Below are 15,851 nucleotides of genomic sequence, written 5' to 3' on the forward strand. Positions count from 1 at the left end.
GCTGCGCCGAGAACAGGGGATGCCGCGGGAACAGGGGAGTCCGCGACGAAACGGCCTGTCCCCGTGGCATCCCCTGCTCTCATGACAGGGTCGACCGGTCAGAACCAGTCGCTCTCGCGGATCTGGCGCATGGCTTCACGCCGTGTCTCGGCGGGAAGACGCGAGAGGTACAGCATGCCGTCGAGGTGGTCGGTCTCGTGCTGGAGCGCTTGCGCCAGCAAGCCCTCGCCCTCGAGCACGACCTCGTTGCCGTCGAGATCGATGCCGACGACCTTCGCCCACGGGTAGCGCGTCGCCTCGTGCCAGAGCCCCGGGACGGAGAGGCATCCCTCCCCCACGAGCTGCGGCTCGCCGCGGGTCTCGACTAGCACGGGGTTCAGCACGTAACCGATGTCGCCGTCGATGTTGTAGCTGAACGCGCGCAGCCCCACACCGATCTGCGGGGCGGCGACTCCGGCGCGCCCAGGGGGCTCGACGGTGTCGAGGAGGTCGCGGACGAGCGCATGGATGCCGTCGTCGATCGTCTCGATCGTCGCGCTCGGCGCGCGCAGGACCGGATCGCCGAACAGGCGGATGGGCCGAACGGTCATGCTGCCGCCACCGGGGCGCGCAGGCCCTCCACGACGGCCGCGGCCAGTTCGCGGGCGGCCAGACGGGTCTCGGGCTGAAGATCGCGGAACGAGATCGCACTGCCGGCCGCGATCCGGGGGTCGTACGGCATCCGGATGACCGTCTGCACGCGCGTGCGGAAGTGCGCTTCGAGCTCGCTTTCGCGCACGAGCGGCGTGCCGGGTCGAGCGGAGTTCAGGACCACGACGGCCGAGCGCACGCGATCCGCGTAGCCGTTGGTCTCGAGCCAGGTCAGGGTCTCGGAGGCCAGCCGCGCCTCGTCGACCGACAGTCCGGCCACGACGACGAGGGAGTCCGCGCGCTCGAGCGTCGCCTCCATCACCGAGTGGACGATGCCCGTGCCGGTGTCGGTCAGCACGATCGAGTAGTAGTGCGCGGCGACGTCGGCGACCTGACGGTAGTCGTCGTCGCTGAAAGCCTCGGACACCCGAGGATCGGAATCGGATGCCAGGACGTCGAGGCGCGTGGCATCCCGAGCCACGATCGACGACACGTCGTGGTAGCCGTCGACCTCGTCGTGCGCGCGCACGAGATCTCGCACCGTGCGGCCGTTCGGTCGGCCCACGCGGTCCGCGAGCGTCCCGCGGTCGGGGTTGGCGTCGACGGCGATGACACGGTCGTCTCTCGCGTCGGCGAGCGCCATTCCCAGGAGCGAGGTGACCGTGGTCTTGCCCACGCCGCCCTTGCGGGAGAGGACCGGAACGAAGCGGGCGCCTCCCGCAAGCGGTGCGGCGATGCGACGGTCGAGCTCTTTGCGCTCGCGGGCGCGGCGGCCGTCACCGAGGTTGATGCGGTGACCGGACATCGAATACACGAGTTGCTGCCACAACCCCTCGGGCTCGGGCCGGGCGACCTGACGCGGGTCGAGGAGACGGTCGGCGGTGAGCAGATCGGGGCTCTCTCGCGCGTCGTCGATCGAGCTCAGCCGCTTCGACGCGAGCGTCAGGTCGGAACCCGGGGTCCGGACGCGCTCGGTCGCGTGCGCGCGGTCGACGCGGGCCGCCTCATCTGCCTGGTGGATCTCACGCCGGGTGAGGGGCACGGTGCCGATCGTTCCCGTCGCCGCGCGCTCCGCACGGGTGCGGGGGACGGAGCCGGTCGTGATCGGGACCGCGCTGGTCGTGGGGGTCGCACCGGTGGCCGGAGCCGCGGCGGGCGCGGTCTCCGCGCTCGGGACGGCACCGGAAGCCTGCTCGGCGTCGAGATCATCGCGCTCCGGGGAGTCGGCCGCGACCGCTCGCGCGGCGTCGGCCTCCGGAACCGCGTTCGCCTCGGTTGGGCTCGCGTCGGACTCGCTCATGTCGACCTCGTTCCGTTCGGGCTCATCCGTGGCGGGTTCGTCAGTCTCGGACTCGGCGGTCTCGAGCTCGGGGTTCTCGAAATCGGGGTTCTCGAGCTCGGGGTTCTCGAGCTCGGGGTTCTCGAGCTCGGGGTTCTCGAGCTCATCCGCCGCTGGCTCGACGTCGACGACCTCCGCGTCGTCGTGCTCACGTTCACCCCGCTCCGGCTCAGCCGGATCGAGGTCCGAGTGCTCGTGTTCGAGGTGCTCCGGTTCGAGGTGCTCCGGTTCGAGGTGCTCCGGTTCGAGGTGCTCGGGTTCGAGGTCGTCCTCGTCCCCGGCGTTGAAGCCGTCGGCGTGGGCGGCCTCGATGGACTCCGCCTCCGCGAACTCCACCCCTGCCGGCTCGGTCTCCGCGCGATCGGTCTCCGTGCTGTCGGAGTTCTCCGCCTCCGGAGCCTCCGACTCGGCCGGCTCCTGCTCGGCGGGCTCCCGCGCGACGAACTCCTCGTCGGAAGCGTCCTCGGCGGCGAGATCATCAGCGAGATCCTCGGCGAGCTCTTCGACGGTGGCATTCTCGACGGCGAGGTCATCGACAAAGAGGTCGTCCGAGGCGACATCGTCGGAGGCGAGGTCGTCGGAGGCGTCCTCCGGGGCGAACTCCCCCTCGGGCTGAGATCCCGCGTCCTCCGGCTCGAACACGTCGGTCGACAGCACGAGCTGCTGCGGGTCGGGCGTCGGGTCGAACGCGTCGGTCGACAGGATCACCTGCGGTTCGACGCGCTCGTCATCGAACGCCGGAACGAACACCTCGTCGCGCGGGGCGGACGCGACAGGCTCGTCGGACTCCTCCGTCGGCGACTCAGCGACGATCTCGGCGTCGTGCACCTCGAGGTCGTCGTCGTTCTCGGCATCCGCGTCGTCATGGGGTTCGAGGATGATGTCACCGGTCGCGAGATGCTCCACGTGCGCGTCGTCGTGCTCCGACGGCCGCGGGTCGACCTGCGGCTCGGGAACGTGGGTGAGAGCGGGCGCCTCAGCCCCGCTGTCGAGGGTGAACGGGGAGCCGATGTTCTCGAACATGCGGATCTCGGCTTCGTCGACCGGCACCTCATCTTCGACCACATCGTCGTCGATGTCGTCTTCGTCGGAGGTCACGGGCAGGTCGACACTGACCTGCGCGATGTGTCCGCCGAGGATGGTGATGCTGGCTGTGTCGAGATTCCCGCTCTCGTCGAGGACGCCGTGCTCGGCGTTCTCGTCGGGGTTCGCGTCGGTGCGGTCGGGGGTCACTGCAGTCTCCAAACGGGAAGAGGGCGCGAAAGCGCCCCCTCCCAGGTTACTGCGCGGGGCGGATTACCAGCAAAAGGTCTCCCGCTTCCACCTGCTGTGTGCTAGCGATCGCAACCCGCTCGACGACCCCGTCGACGGGCGAGGTGATCGCGGCCTCCATCTTCATCGCCTCGATGGATGCCACGGCCTGACCGGCCGCGACACGGTCGCCCGGAGCCGCCTTCAGCGTCACCACGCCCGAGAACGGGGCGGCGACCTGACCGGGATTGGAGGTGTCGGCCTTCTCGGCCTGACGGGCCTCGACGTCGATCGATCGGTCCCGGACGAACACGGGGCGGAGCTGTCCGTTCAGGGTCGTCATGACGGTGCGCAGGCCCTTGTCGTCGGCTTCGCCCACCGCCTCGAGCCCCACGAACAGCTGGACGCCGCGCTCGATCTCGACCGTGTGCTCGCCGCCCGCGCGCAGCCCGTAGAGGTAGTCGGCGGTGTCGAGCACGCTGAGGTCGCCGTAGGCGTCGCGGGTTTCCTCGAACGTGCGGGTGGGCCCCGGGAACAGGAGCCGGTTCAGGCGCGCGCGCCGCTCGGCGGACTCCCCCGCCAGGGCCGTCGCGTCGTCGTCGGTGAGCGGGGTCACCCCGATCTTCGCGTCTCGCCCGGCGAGCACCTTCGAGCGGAACGGCTCGGGCCAGCCCCCGGGGAGGTCGCCCAGCTCCCCCGCCATGAACGACACGACCGAGTCGGGCACGTCGTACTTCTGCGGGTTCTGCTCGAAGTCCGCCGGGTCGGCCTTGACCGCCGCGAGATGCAGCGCGAGGTCGCCCACCACCTTCGACGACGGCGTGACCTTGGGCACCCGGCCGAGGATGCGGTCCGCGGCCGCGTACATGTCCTCGATGAGTTCGAAGTCGTCGGCCAAGCCGAGGGCGATCGCCTGCTGCCGCAGGTTCGACAACTGCCCGCCCGGGATCTCGTGCCGGTACACGCGACCGGTGGGACCCGCGAGGCCCGACTCGAACGGACGGTACAGGTGGCGGACGGCCTCCCAGTACGGCTCGAGGTCGCTGACCGCGGACAGGTCGAGCCCGGTGTCCCGCTCGGTGTGGGCGAGGGCTGCGACAAGGGCGGACAGCGACGGTTGGCTCGTGGTGCCCGCCATGGGTGCGGCGGCCGCGTCGACGGCATCCGCCCCCGCCGCCGAGGCGGCCAGCAGGGTCGCGAGCTGTCCTCCCGCGGTGTCGTGCGTGTGCACGTGTACCGGCAGGTCGAAGCGCTCGCGCAGCGCCGACACGAGCTTCGCCGCCGCGGCCGGGCGGAGCAGACCCGCCATGTCTTTGATCGCGAGGATGTGCGCTCCCGCGTCGACGATCTGCTCGGCCAGGGCCAGGTAGTAGTCGAGCGTGTACAGCTTCTCGGCCGGATCGAGCAGGTCGCCGGTGTAGCAGACGGCCACCTCGGCGACCGCGGTGCCGGTGTTCAGCACCGCGTCGATCGCGGGACGCATCTGCGAGACGTCGTTGAGGGCGTCGAAGATGCGAAAGATGTCGACTCCGGATGCCGCCGCCTCGGCAACGAAGGCATCCGTCACCTCCGTCGGGTACGGGGTGTAGCCGACCGTGTTGCGGCCGCGGAGGAGCATCTGGAGCGCGACGTTCGGCAGGGCTTCGCGCAGCGCGTCGAGCCGCTCCCACGGGTCTTCGCCGAGGAAGCGCAGAGCGACGTCGTAGGTCGCCCCTCCCCACGCCTCGACCGAGAGCAGACCGGGTGTCATGCGGGCGACGTACGGCGCCACGCGCACGAGATCGCGGGTACGGACGCGGGTCGCGAGCAGCGACTGGTGGGCGTCGCGGAAGGTGGTCTCGGTGACCGCGAGGGCGGTCTGCTCGCGCAGGGCCTTCGCGAAGCCCGCAGGACCGAGCTCCTGCAGGCGCTGGCGCGATCCCGCGGGGGCCGGAGCCACGAGGTCGATCGCGGGGAGCTTGGCACCCGGGTCGACGGAGAGCGGGTTCTCACCGTTCGGACGGTTGACGGTCGTGTCGACGAGCCACGACAGGATCTTGGTGCCGCGGTCCTTCGACTCGCGCCCGCGCAGCAGCTCGGGACGCTCGTCGATGAACGAGGTGCTGAGGTCGCCGGCGACGAAGGCCGGATCGTCGAGGACGGCCTGCAGGAACGGGATGTTCGTCGAGACGCCGCGGATCCGGAACTCCGCCAGCGCGCGGCGGGCTCGGGCGACCGCCGCGGGGAAGTCGCGCCCACGGCACGACAGCTTCGACAGCATCGAATCGAAGTGCGGGCTGACCTGCGAGCCCGCGGCCGTCGTGCCGCCGTCGAGGCGGATGCCGGCACCACCGGGCGAGCGGTACGTGGTGATCTTGCCCGTGTCGGGGCGGAAGCCCTGCGTCGGGTCCTCCGTCGTGATGCGGCATTGGAGGGCAGCGCCACGCAGGTGGATGTCGCCCTGCTCGAGGTGCAGGTCGGCGAGCGTCGCCCCCGCGGCGATGCGCATCTGCGACTGCACGAGGTCGACGTCGGTAACCTCCTCGGTCACCGTGTGCTCGACCTGGATGCGGGGGTTCATCTCGATGAAGACCACCTCTCCCGCTCGGGGTCCCGCGGTCTCGAGGAGGAACTCGACCGTTCCCGCGTTCTGGTAGCCGATCGACCGCGCGAAGGCGACCGCGTAGCGGTGCAGATCCTGACGGATCGCGTCGTCGAGGTTCGGAGCCGGCGCGATCTCAATGACCTTCTGGTGGCGCCGCTGCACCGAGCAGTCGCGCTCGAAGAGGTGGACCGTCTCGCCCGTGGCATCCGCGAGGATCTGCACCTCGACGTGACGCGGGCGCTGCACGGCCTGCTCGAGGAACATGCGCGGGTCGCCGAACGCGCTCTGGGCCTCCCGCATCGCCTCGGCGAGGGCCGGGGCGAGTTCGCCGAGCGTCTCGACGCGACGCATGCCGCGGCCTCCCCCCGCCGGCGACGGCCTTGGCGAAGAGCGGGAACCCGATCTCTTCCGCCTGCGCCAGCAGCGCGTCGATGTCGTCGGAGGCCGGCGTCGAGCGGAGCACCGGGACGCCCGCGGCGATCGCGTGCTCCTTCGCGGTGACCTTGTTGCCCGCCATGGAGAGCACCTTCGCAGGTGGGCCGATGAACGTGATGCCGTGCGCGGCCGCCTTCTCGGCGAGCTCCGGGTTCTCGGACAGGAAGCCGTAGCCGGGGTAGATGGCATCCGCTCCGCACTCCCGAGCGACCCGGATGATCTCGTCGACGTCGAGGTACGCGCGGACGGGGTGACCGCGCTCACCGATCTGGTAAGCCTCGTCGGCCTTCAGGCGGTGCAGCGAGGCGCGATCCTCGTACGAATAGACCGCGACCGTGCGCGCACCGACCTCGTAGGCGGCGCGGAACGCGCGGATCGCGATCTCCCCGCGATTGGCGACCAGGATCTTCGAGAACATGCGCACCTCACGTCAAGCTGGGGGAGCTGAATGTGCTCACAGCCTAGGGGACGGTAACGTAGACCCTCGTGCACGTACTCTCCGTCAGCTCTTTGAAAGGCGGGGTCGGCAAGACGACCGTGACGCTCGGGCTGGCTTCCGCCGCCTTCGCACGTGGCGTTCGCACTCTTGTCGTCGACCTCGACCCCCAGTCCGACGTGTCGACCGGCATGGACATCTCGGTCGCCGGCCGGCTCAACATCGCCGATGTCTTGGCGAACCCGAAAGAGAAGGTCGTCCGCCAGGCCATCACCACCAGCGGGTGGGCGAAGGTCCACCCGGGCACGATCGACGTTCTCATCGGCAGCCCCTCGGCGATCAACTTCGACGGCCCGCATCCGAGCGTCCGCGACGTGTGGAAGCTCGAGGAGGCCCTCGCCACCATCGAGAGCGAGTACGACCTCGTCCTCATCGACTGCGCTCCCTCCCTCAATGCCCTCACGCGCACCGCGTGGGCGGCGAGCGACCGCGTCATCGTCGTGACCGAACCGGGTCTGTTCTCCGTCGCCGCCGCCGACCGCGCCCTGCGCGCGATCGAAGAGATCCGTCGCGGCCTCTCGCCCCGCCTGCAGCCCCTCGGCGTGGTCGTCAACCGCGTGCGCCCGCAGTCGATCGAGCACCAGTTCCGCATCAAGGAGCTGCGCGACATGTTCGGCCCGCTGGTGCTCAACCCGCAGCTGCCCGAGCGAACCTCGCTCCAGCAGGCGCAGGGTGCCGCGAAGCCGCTTCACGTGTGGCCCGGAGACTCGGCGCAAGAGCTCGCCGCCGACTTCGACGCACTGCTGGACCGGATCGTCCGCACCGGTCGCATCCCGGTCGAGGGCGACGCCTCGCAGGCCTGACTCACGCTTCTCTCAGACGCCGCTCCGCTGCCCCGCAGTCGGGCGGCGTCTTCCGTTCGCGCCCGAGCCCCTGGCGCGGGCCCGGGTCCCTGAGCCTGTCGAAGGGCCGCCATCCGTTTCAAGCGCGCGGCAGACCCAGGTCCCTGAGCCTGTCGAAGGGCCCGAGGCCCGTCGCGGTACCGGTGGCTTCGACAAGCTCAGCCACCTCCGCTCCCCCACCCCGGGACGCTTCACAAAGGAGAACCCCGGATGCCACGGCACCCGGGGTTCGAGAAATCGTCGGTGTCAGGCCGTGCGTGCGGCGCGACGCGCGGCGAGTTCGTCGACCGTGTCGGCGGACGCGGCCTCGAAGTCGACGAGAGTCGACTCGACCTCGCGCAGGACCTTGCCGACGGCGATACCGAAGACGCCCTGACCGCGGCTGACGAGGTCGATGACCTCGTCGTTCGAGGTGCACAGGTACACCGAGGCGCCGTCGCTCATGAGCGTCGTTCCGGCGAGGTCGCGGATGCCCGCGGCACGGAGCTGGTCGACGGCCGTGCGGATCTGCTGGAGCGAGATGCCGGTGTCGAGGAGGCGCTTGACGAGCTTGAGCACGAGGATGTCGCGGAAGCCGTAGAGACGCTGCGATCCGGAACCGCTCGCTCCGCGGACGGTGGGAACGACGAGCTCGGTACGAGCCCAGTAGTCGAGCTGACGGTACGTGATGCCGGCGGCGCGAGCGGCGACCGCTCCGCGGTATCCGGTGTCGTCGTCCATCTCGGGCAGACCGTCGGTGAAGAGGAGCTCGGTGGCGAACCGGGGTTCACCGACTGTGTCGCCAGCGGTCATGCTCGCGTCCCTCCTCATCGGCTCGATATCCCCACGCTAGATCAGCCATGCGCCCGCGGCAATGACATCCGGTCGGAGCGCTTCGGCGTGTCGCGCTCAGGACAGCATCCGGTCGATCGCGTCGCGCACGAAGAGGCTCCGCACCTCGTCGAGACGCGCGGCGAGTTCGGGCGCGAGTTCGCTCGCACGGGCCCGGGATGCCGCGTCGGGGCGTCGCAGGAGCGCGGACAGCGCGGACTCGACGAGGGCGGCCTCACGCTCGGCGCTCTGGCGCAGAGAACGCACGTGGCGCGGCTCGATGCCGTGCCGATCGAGCGCGACGAGGGTACGCAGGAGCGAGACCGTCTGCTCGGGATACGACTCGGCGGCCGTGATCACGCCGGTGCTGATCGCGTCGTTGAGAAGCTGCGGGCCGGCTCCTGCCGTCGCGAGCAGCTCGTCGCGGCGATAGCGGCGGGGCGTCGCGGTCATCGACGGCATCGAGGTCGGCGGCGCGGGGTTTCGCCCGGCGTCGAGGTCGGCGAGATAGTCGCGGATCACCGCGAGGGGAAGGTAGTGATCGCGCTGGAGCGTCAGCGCCATGCGGAGCCGCTCGAGGTCGGCCGCGGAGAACTTGCGATAGCCCGACTCGGTCCGCGTGGGCGACACGATGCCCTGCACCTCGAGGAAGCGCAGCTTGCTCGAGGTGAGCGCCGGGAAGTCCGGCGTGAGGCGCGCCAGCACCTGGCCGATGCTCAGCAGCCCCGAGGCCGCCGGACGACCGCGGGCGGGGGCTGCCGCCATCAGTTGTCTGCCGGCGGCAGATCGACGGGCGAGACGAAGAAGTTGAGACGGAACTTGCCGATGCGCACCTCGGCGCCGTTGGCGAGCACCGAGCGGTCGACGCGCTCACCGTTGACGTAGCTGCCGTTCAGCGACCGCTGGTCGACGATCTCGAACGAGGTGCCCGAACGCGTGATCTCGGCGTGACGGCGCGAGACCGTGACGTCGTCGAAGAAGATGTCGGCCTCGGGGTGACGCCCGACCGTCGTGACGTCGGTGTCGAGCAGGTAGCGTGCACCGGTCGTCGGGCCCGAGCGGACGATGAGGAGAGCGACGCGCGACGGCAGGGCGTCGATCGCCTCCAGTTCGGCCTCGTTGAGGTCGGCACCGAAGGGGACGAAGGACAGATCGGCGTCGTGGCCGAACGTCTGCGTCGTGTCGTGCGACCGCTCCGACGCGGGGGCGTCGGCCGCGCGACGGATGTCGTCGCGCTCGAATCTGCGTGTCTCGTCCACGGCTTCTCCTTCTTCTTCACCATCACCGATCGATCCGACGTGAACGGTCGAATCGACCTCGCGCGGTCGTGGTGGGGGCTTCGTCTGTGCTGTTGTCTCGACACCGAGCATCGCTGTTCGGGTTGTGCCGATCGCCCGACGGGACACTCGAACCTACCGATCACACGTCCGCCGTGTCGAGTCCGTTGCCCCGCTCCGCCCTGACGCACCGTGAAACGATGCGCGCCGAGGCTGAACGCGGACAGTCGAACAACACCAATTCTTTCACCTCGCCACCCTCTCGTCGTCCCCCGCGCGTCCGTCACGTCTGGGAACGCGCGCGAGCCCCGTGTCTTGCCTGTCGTTAGGGTCGAAGAGTGACATCTTCCGCACCCCGCCATCGCGTGTCCGCCTTCTTCGCGAGCCTGCTGGTCGCTCTCGTCGCCCTTCTCGTGCTCCCGGCGAGCCCCGCGTTCGCCCACGACGAGCTGGTGTCGACCGACCCGCCCGCCGACGCGGTGCTCGACGCGCTTCCGGAACAGATCACGTTCACCTACAGCGCCGACATCCTCACCGAACAGGGCACGGCGGTCGTCGAGGTCACCGACGCCTCCGGCGCCTCGCTCACGGAAGGCACGCCGGTCGTCTCGGGCACCGACGTGACGCAGACGCTGGCGGGCTCGGCATCCGGTGCCGTCACCGTGAAGTGGCGCGTCGTCTCGAGCGACGGCCACCCGATCGACGGCACCTTCTCGTTCACCGTGAACGCGGCGACCCCCACACCGACGGCGACCACGTCGACGCCCACCGCGACCCCGACCGAGTCGGCGACGACGGCCCCGGCGACGGCGACCCCGGATGCCACGGCGACACCGTCCGAGACCACGTCGAGCGCGTCTCCCCTGCCGTGGATCCTCCTCGTGGTGGCGCTCGTGATCGTCGCCGGAGCGATCGTGTGGCTCTTCGTCGCGAGAGGGCGGGGCGGGTCGTCGGGAGGCGGTTCCACGGGCACCGCCGGACGATAGGATTTCCTCATGCCTCATTACGATCTGGTCATTCTTGGTGCGGGTCCCGGCGGGTACGTGGCTGCGGTGCGCGGCGCGCAGCTCGGGCTGTCGGTCGCGATCGTCGAAGAGAAGTACTGGGGCGGTGTGTGCCTGAACGTGGGCTGCATCCCCTCCAAGGCGCTGCTGCGCAACGCCGACCTCGCGCACACCTTCCACGCGAAGGCCGACCTGTTCGGCATCTCGGGTGATGTCACCTTCGACTTCGGCAAGGCCTTCGACCGCTCGCGGTCGGTGGCGGCCGGCCACGTCAAGGGCATCCACTACCTGATGAAGAAGAACAAGGTCACCGAGTACGAGGGCCGCGGATACTTCGCCGCCGACCACACGCTCGACGTGACCCTGACCGACGGCTCCAAGGAGCAGGTCACCTTCGACAACGTGATCATCGCCACCGGGTCGACCGTCCGCCTCCTTCCCGGCGTCACCCTGAGCGAGAACGTCGTGACCTACGAGGAGCAGATCCTCAACCGCGAACTCCCCGCCTCGATCGTCATCGTCGGCGCCGGCGCGATCGGCATGGAGTTCGCCTACGTCATGACGAACTACGGCGTGAAGGTCACGATCATCGAGTTCCTCGACCGCGCCCTCCCCAACGAGGACGCCGAGGTCTCGAAGGAGATCCAGAAGCAGTACAAGGGCTACGGCGTCGACATCCTCACCTCGACCAAGGTCGAGTCGGTCACCGACCACGGCGACAAGGTCACCGTCGCGTACACCGCGAAGGACGGCTCGCAGGGCTCCATCGACGCCGACCGCGTGCTCATGTCGATCGGTTTCGCCCCCAAGGTCGAGGGCTTCGGCCTCGAGAACACGGGTGTGAAGCTGACCGAGCGCGGCGCGATCGACATCGACGACCACATGCGCACCAACGTGCCGCACATCTACTCGATCGGCGACGTCACCGCGAAGCTGCAGCTCGCCCACGTCGCCGAGGCGCAGGGCGTCGTCGCCGCCGAGACCATCGCGGGTGCCGAGACCCAGACCCTCGGCGACTACCGCAACATGCCGCGCGCCACCTTCTGCAACCCGCAGGTCGCCTCCTTCGGCCTCACGGAGCAGCAGGCGCGCGACGCCGGCCACGACATCAAGGTCGCGAAGTTCCCCTTCTCGGCCAACGGCAAGGCGAACGGCCTCGGCGAGCCCGTGGGCTTCGTCAAGCTCATCGCCGACGCCGAGACGCTCGAGCTCATCGGCGGCCACCTCATCGGTCCGGATGTCTCCGAGCTCCTGCCTGAGCTGACCCTCGCACAGAAGTGGGACCTCACCGCTCTCGAAGCGGCCCGCAACGTGCACACCCACCCGACGCTGTCGGAGGGCCTTCAGGAGGCGTTCCACGGTCTCGTGGGGCACATGATCAACCTCTGAGATACAGCAAGTTCTTGTGACCCATCAGGCCTCCGGTTTCGGCCCTTGACCAGGAATTGTTTGAAGCGGAGGCCAGAGTAGAATCTGAGAACTACGCTCTAAGCTACGCTCTGGATTCCACCTTTCGATCCGCGGAGCGGCGCGAAAATGACCCCCGAGGCAGTGCCTCGGGGGTCATTTTTTCTCGCGACGCTGCCCTGTGACTTCTGAGTGCTACCGTGTCGCCACTCTCGGTTTCTATCTCGGACCTCGACCGAGCTGCTATCTGCGCGGCTTTTCAGACCGAGCGCCAGACGATCCCACGGGCTCAGATGACGCGGTCATACTGGAGCCGTGGGCCGCGCTTGATGCGCGACTCGCCCTGCTCGAGTCGCGTGGTTCCGCGATGGCCGGCATACCCCGTGATAGCAAGGGATATGGTCCAGCTCGCCGCGACGAAGCGCACGACTCTCTACAGGATGCTCGAGGGAGGCACGCTCGAGACGGCGCTGACCGAATCCCGACGAGAATCTGATGACGATTTCACCGTCACAGACCTCGTGATCGAGAAGCGTCCCGCCCGGCTGGTCGCGGGATCGATCACCACGAGGGCGAAGTGGGCGACGGACCTGAAGCTCCTCACCGGTCAGTCGGTATCGCTCTCGAACAGCTCCCCAGGTGCCGCGCTCTTGATCCAAGATGCAGGCGAGGTGGTCTGGGCTGTCACGTGGGGAACTGGTTTCCACTTCCTGGATTCAGAGCAGATCGACTTCGGTTTCGGAGCCGGGATCGTCGCCCGTTCCGCGCTTCCCGCTGAGGTGAAGTCACTGACGAAAACGATTCTTGATCACCGCGCCCGCGTCGATCGCAGCTCTATGCCGAACGGCAGCACCATTCGGGACCTTGGCGTCGACGGGTACGGCGAGGTCGTCACCCGAATCGAAGCTAAGGCCGTCATCGCCGACCTTACCGTCGGAGATAAGGTGATCCAGCTCCGAGCCGCTGACTCCTTGAATGTCCCCCTCGCCAAATCACCCGAGCGGCTGATGGCCGACCTCGAAGTGCTCCATGAACTCTCCCTACGTCAAATCCTCCCGGGTCTTGAGAGCCTCGAACAACTGATCGCGCTCAAGCCGAAGGACAGTCGAGTGCCGGCGTTGGATCAGAAGCTTGTTGAAGCACTCAAGGTGAACGGATCCCATCGCCTCGGTATCGCTTGGCCACATGAACGCCTCGACGTCTACGGGCCCGTGATGAGCGTCAAGGTCACCGGCTTCGGAGACCGTGAACGGCGCGTTTCAGAGCAGGCACCAGAAATCAGCGACGTCCTCGCCTGGTTCGCTGAAATCCCCGCCGAAGAGGTTCTTGACCGCCTGAAGGCCGTCCGGGTTGAGCTACACAGTGAGGCCGACCCCCAAGGGCACACGCTCGCGGCTACCCCCGTACCCCTCCGCCGCTGGCTCGCTTTCGAGGTCGAGGACGGTAACCAGCGCTTCTGCCTGCACGACGGCAGTTGGTATCGGATGGATGACCAGTACCTTGCGCGGATCGACGCACGGGTGAATGAGATCCTCGCCGAGCCGGCATCACTGCAGCTGCCACCGTGGGGCTCGGAGTATGAGGACAAGTACAACCAGAAGACAGCCAAGGCGCTGGCGGGCTACTGCCTGGATCGCAAGCTGATCACAACTCCCCTGCACTCGCGAGGCGGTATTGAGCCGTGCGATGTGTTCGTTCCGCCAGGCATCTTGATTCATGTCAAGCGCGGCCGAAGCTCTGCAGATTTGAGTCACCTTCTCGCGCAGGGTCTCGTCTCCACCGACGCCCTTGCCCGCGACGAGAACGCGCGTGCCGCATGGCGCGCGCGGATCGAAGAGGAAAGCGGCGGCACGGTCAAGAACGCCGAGCTCAAAGAAGTGGTCCTGGCGATCGGCAGTGAGCACCCCGTCACTGTCGACACGCTGTTCACGTTCACCAAGGTCAACCTCGTGAAGCAGTTCGATGCGCTTCGCTACCTGGGAGTTCAGGTGCACGTAACAACCGTGAGCCCCCCCACGGCACATCCGTGAGGGGTTAGACATGGATGTGCTGCTCTACGGCGAACGTATTCCGATCGATCGAGCGGTCTTTGTCGAGCTGCTCGAGAACTCCGTCGTAAGCGGTCGGGCTCCGTATTATCGTGCGCTCGAACGGGACGAGATCAGTTACACCGAACTCTTGGAACTCGCACGGAAAGCAGAGGTGCCGCACCCGCTGTTCTTCGCCCCGCTCGCACTCGTCCAGACCCAGGTCCGGACGAAGACCGAGAAGCTGCTACAGGGCGTCGCTCCCGACACGTTCACGGTCAACACGAGGACCGCGATCAAGCTCCGGGACGTAGAGCTCATCATCAAGGACCTTCTCCGAAAGCAGTCACTCGCGAAGAAGCATGACCCCTCTCTTGTCAAGAACAAGGTTGTCGGACTCCTGCGGCGACCTAGCGCGACCGTGCGTGAGGATGCGGACAGGCTCGTCGCCGCGCTCGGCCTCGATATCGATGAGCTCCGACGTGCAAGGACGAAGGAAATCGCGCTCGAAATGCTCATCGAGCGCGTGGAAGCCAACCAGGTCCTCGTCTCACGCAGCGTGCGCGGCTACATGCCGCAGATCCTCGACGGCGTGCACTTCAGCGGCATGACTGTCCGGGATCCGAAGGTGCCGTACATCTTTCTCACCGGCGGCGACCACGGCGACTTCCAAGAGCCCCCGGGCCGGCAAATCTTCACCCTGATGCTCATGGTTGTGCTGGTCGCGCGCGGAATCTTCGCTCCCGTGACCTACGACGCGAACAGCAACGCACCGAACGCCGGTCGCGAGTACGACATCGTCGGCGAGATCCTCATGCCCTCCCACGAACTTCAAGCCGTCAACCTCGATAACCTCGACGCCGTGAAGTCCGCGGCGGAAGTTTTCAAGGTCACTCCGAGCGCTATGGCAGTGCGCGGAATGCGCCTCGGAAAGCTCAGTGTCGAAGGTAGCCTCGACTACCTCGGAGAACTCGAAACCGAGTTCCGAGCCCGCCCGAAGCCGGGCCCACGCAGCCGCCCGAAGCCCGTGAACGCGATTCGGAAATACAGCGGCCGCGCTCTCACGGCACGGATGCTCCGCGCTGTCGAGGAACGGCGGCTCTCAGAACGCGAGTTCTGCCGTGTTGTCTGCCTAAACCGTCTCTCCCCTAGCGACCTCGGCGAACTGAAGGCAGCGCTCCGATGAACGAAGAGCTATACCTCCTCGACAATAACGTCCTCTCACACCTAACCCAGGCACAGCGCGCGAGCGCATTCTTTCACGAACGCTGCTTCCTCCCTTCTGAGATCGTCCACGAAGCCGAGGGCTATCCTGACGCTGCCTCGTTCAAGGACGTCGAGTATCCAACGACAGCGAACGTCCTGAAGCATCTCGGCGCGGTGATGGCAAGCGTCTCAGCCGACGACACGGCACTCGTGAACCTCTATGCGAACAAGGGCGCTGCCGACCCTATGCTCATTGCTTGCGCTCTCGACGGCATCGAGGAAGCGGCCACGCTCCTTTGGGGACCGACCTGGGTAGTCGTGTCGAATGACAACGCGGTGCGCGCGAAAGCCGCCGAGTTCCGCGTCGAGTCCCGCACTAGGGAGGAGTTCCAAGCCTGGACAGCGGGTGAATGGTAGATGGTCGACGGTAACGAGATCAGAGGTAGCACTTGGCGGCGGTTCGCTCTCTGCTCCGTTGCTCGACGCCTTAGACGGGCATCGTGCCGCAACCTGCCTGCGCCACGCACGGAAAATGGCGAATGT

11 protein-coding genes and 1 pseudogene are annotated in these 15,851 nt (G+C 67.8%); 6 read left to right on the top strand and 6 right to left on the bottom strand.

Annotated features, from left to right (window positions below; all coding sequences use genetic code 11):
• Positions 1 to 98: 98 nt before the first annotated feature.
• The 3 genes and pseudogenes from QE388_RS17445 to QE388_RS17455 form a co-directional block, all read right to left on the bottom strand.
• On the bottom strand, positions 99 to 590 hold the full coding sequence (locus QE388_RS17445) for a peptide deformylase (protein ID WP_058596025.1): 492 nt from the start codon (positions 588 to 590) through the stop codon (positions 99 to 101).
• Positions 587 to 3,202, bottom strand: a complete 2,616-nt coding sequence (locus QE388_RS17450; RefSeq protein ID WP_307386766.1) for a MinD/ParA family protein — start codon at positions 3,200 to 3,202, stop codon at positions 587 to 589. The genes QE388_RS17445 and QE388_RS17450 overlap by 4 nt, the downstream gene beginning before the upstream one ends.
• Before the next feature lie 46 nt (positions 3,203 to 3,248).
• Positions 3,249 to 6,657: pseudogene (locus QE388_RS17455) on the bottom strand (pyruvate carboxylase).
• Positions 6,658 to 6,725: 68 nt separating this feature from the next.
• Here QE388_RS17455 and QE388_RS17460 point away from each other — a divergent pair.
• Complete coding sequence (locus QE388_RS17460) at positions 6,726 to 7,538, top strand: ParA family protein (protein WP_275798199.1); 813 nt, start codon at positions 6,726 to 6,728, stop codon at positions 7,536 to 7,538.
• A 285-nt stretch (positions 7,539 to 7,823) separates the two neighbouring features.
• Here the strand turns inward: QE388_RS17460 and QE388_RS17465 are convergent, their stop codons facing one another.
• The 3 genes from QE388_RS17465 to QE388_RS17475 all read right to left on the bottom strand — a co-directional run bounded on the left by QE388_RS17465 (position 7,824) and on the right by QE388_RS17475 (position 9,646).
• Complete coding sequence (locus QE388_RS17465) at positions 7,824 to 8,369, bottom strand: MerR family transcriptional regulator (protein ID WP_013583216.1); 546 nt, start codon at positions 8,367 to 8,369, stop codon at positions 7,824 to 7,826.
• Between the two features lie 96 nt (positions 8,370 to 8,465).
• Complete coding sequence (locus QE388_RS17470; protein WP_275798195.1) at positions 8,466 to 9,152, bottom strand: MerR family transcriptional regulator; 687 nt, start codon at positions 9,150 to 9,152, stop codon at positions 8,466 to 8,468.
• The gene (locus QE388_RS17475; protein ID WP_058596047.1) at positions 9,152 to 9,646 is read right to left on the bottom strand and encodes an FHA domain-containing protein; all 495 of its coding nucleotides are present in this window, start codon (positions 9,644 to 9,646) and stop codon (positions 9,152 to 9,154) included. Before QE388_RS17475 ends, QE388_RS17470 begins: the two co-directional genes overlap by 1 nt.
• A 356-nt stretch (positions 9,647 to 10,002) precedes the next feature.
• On the opposite strand from QE388_RS17475, the gene QE388_RS17480 reads away from it, so the two are divergent.
• The 5 genes from QE388_RS17480 to QE388_RS17500 all read left to right on the top strand — a co-directional run bounded on the left by QE388_RS17480 (position 10,003) and on the right by QE388_RS17500 (position 15,725).
• A complete protein-coding gene (locus QE388_RS17480) occupies positions 10,003 to 10,650 on the top strand; it encodes a copper resistance CopC family protein (protein WP_307386768.1) in 648 nt (215 codons plus the stop codon).
• A 9-nt stretch (positions 10,651 to 10,659) separates the two neighbouring features.
• Positions 10,660 to 12,057: a dihydrolipoyl dehydrogenase gene (gene lpdA / locus QE388_RS17485; protein WP_307386770.1), complete on the top strand. Its 1,398-nt coding sequence runs from the start codon at positions 10,660 to 10,662 to the stop codon at positions 12,055 to 12,057.
• A 416-nt stretch (positions 12,058 to 12,473) separates the two neighbouring features.
• Positions 12,474 to 14,105 (top strand): DUF6119 family protein, encoded by a 1,632-nt coding sequence (locus tag QE388_RS17490; protein WP_307386772.1) that lies wholly within the window; start codon positions 12,474 to 12,476, stop codon positions 14,103 to 14,105.
• Positions 14,106 to 14,115: 10 nt separating this feature from the next.
• The gene (locus QE388_RS17495; protein WP_307386774.1) at positions 14,116 to 15,288 is read left to right on the top strand and encodes a hypothetical protein; all 1,173 of its coding nucleotides are present in this window, start codon (positions 14,116 to 14,118) and stop codon (positions 15,286 to 15,288) included.
• Entirely contained in the window at positions 15,285 to 15,725 is a 441-nt protein-coding gene (locus QE388_RS17500) for a hypothetical protein (RefSeq protein ID WP_307386776.1), read from the top strand. Before QE388_RS17495 ends, QE388_RS17500 begins: the two co-directional genes overlap by 4 nt.
• Positions 15,726 to 15,851 lie beyond the last annotated feature (126 nt).

This window comes from Microbacterium sp. SORGH_AS_0969, assembly GCF_030818255.1.
Lineage (GTDB): Bacteria > Actinomycetota > Actinomycetes > Actinomycetales > Microbacteriaceae > Microbacterium.

Coding starts and splice junctions, on each gene's coding strand:
- QE388_RS17465 (WP_013583216.1), bottom strand. CDS start 8,369: ATGACCGCTGGCGACACAGTCGGTGAACCCCGGTTCGCCACCGAGCTC.
- QE388_RS17500 (WP_307386776.1), top strand. CDS start 15,285: ATGAACGAAGAGCTATACCTCCTCGACAATAACGTCCTCTCACACCTA.
- QE388_RS17495 (WP_307386774.1), top strand. CDS start 14,116: ATGGATGTGCTGCTCTACGGCGAACGTATTCCGATCGATCGAGCGGTC.
- QE388_RS17470 (WP_275798195.1), bottom strand. CDS start 9,152: ATGGCGGCAGCCCCCGCCCGCGGTCGTCCGGCGGCCTCGGGGCTGCTG.
- QE388_RS17490 (WP_307386772.1), top strand. CDS start 12,474: ATGGTCCAGCTCGCCGCGACGAAGCGCACGACTCTCTACAGGATGCTC.
- lpdA (WP_307386770.1), top strand. CDS start 10,660: ATGCCTCATTACGATCTGGTCATTCTTGGTGCGGGTCCCGGCGGGTAC.
- QE388_RS17445 (WP_058596025.1), bottom strand. CDS start 590: ATGACCGTTCGGCCCATCCGCCTGTTCGGCGATCCGGTCCTGCGCGCG.